Below are 1,065 nucleotides of genomic sequence, written 5' to 3' on the forward strand. Positions count from 1 at the left end.
AGTGGTGTGCTCACGCAGGTACACCAGTGCCACCATCGCCCACTGGGACGGACGGAGCTTGCAGCGCCGGTCACCCTCACGGGGGACGATCAGCGTCGTGACCCACTCCACGAGTGCATGCGGCATGTCGAGTGCGGCAGGATGGACGACCAACGAGGCCCCCGAGCAGTGTTGTTGAGACGTCAGACATCTCGATCAACAGCCCGGGGGCCTCGCTCGTTGCGCGTCACGGCCCATTCACCCGATCGGTGACCAACTCAAAGAAGCTCACTGAACCTCTTTCATCCTGTGCTGGAGGGTGAAAGAGGCTGGTCAGCGAGGGTGGTGACGAGACAGGGCCCCTTGTCGTTGGCGTGGTGATTCCACTCATCACACCGGCGACCGAAGGGGCCCTGAAGGTTTCCGTATGCTGCCACGCTCGACGTCCCTCATGAGCTGGTCGAGCATGTCGCATGGCTGCTGCACGAGTACCGCCAGGCCCGCAACACCCGCTGGCGCAAGCTCGGCTGTTTCAAGCAGGCGTTGCTCACGCTGGTGCACCTGCGGAAGAACGAGACGTTCTCGCAGCTCGGGGCCGGTTTCGGGATATCCCAGGCCACCGCCTGGCGGTACGTCGACGAGACCTTGGACGTGCTGGCCGCCTGGGCGCCGGGCCTCCACGAAGCGCTCACCGGTCTCGGTGAGGGCGATCACGTCATCGTTGACGGCACGCTGATCCCGATCGACCGGATCGGCGCGGACGAGCCGTACTACTCGATGAAACACCGCAAGCATGGGATGAACGTGCAGGTCATCGCCCGTCCCGACGGCACACCTCTGTGGTTCTCCCGCGCGACACCCGGCGGACCCACGACCTGACCGCGGCCCGGGCCCACAGCCGTCGTCCAGGCCTGCCTCACCCGGCAGATCCTCGTCCTCGCCGACCGTGCCTACCAGGGCGCCGGCGCCACCTTCCGCACCCCGTACTACCACCACCGCGAACAGCCCGCTCACTATCAGCAGTTCAACCGCGACCACGCACGGCTGAGAGCACCCGGCGAACGCGCCTTCGCACAGCTGAAGTCC

General features: G+C 65.8%; 2 pseudogenes. One reads left to right on the plus strand and one right to left on the minus strand.

Features of this window, described 5'->3' with window-relative positions:
- A pseudogene (locus ACFVWD_RS58520) lies at positions 1 to 153 on the minus strand (IS5/IS1182 family transposase); the annotation flags it as partial.
- A gap of 381 nt (positions 154 to 534) precedes the next feature.
- On the opposite strand from ACFVWD_RS58520, the pseudogene ACFVWD_RS58525 reads away from it, so the two are divergent.
- Positions 535 to 1,065 (plus strand): annotated as a pseudogene (locus tag ACFVWD_RS58525) (transposase family protein); the annotation flags it as partial.

The sequence above is a fragment of the Streptomyces sp. NPDC058086 genome (assembly GCF_042885015.1).
Classification (GTDB): Bacteria; Actinomycetota; Actinomycetes; order Streptomycetales; family Streptomycetaceae; genus Streptomyces.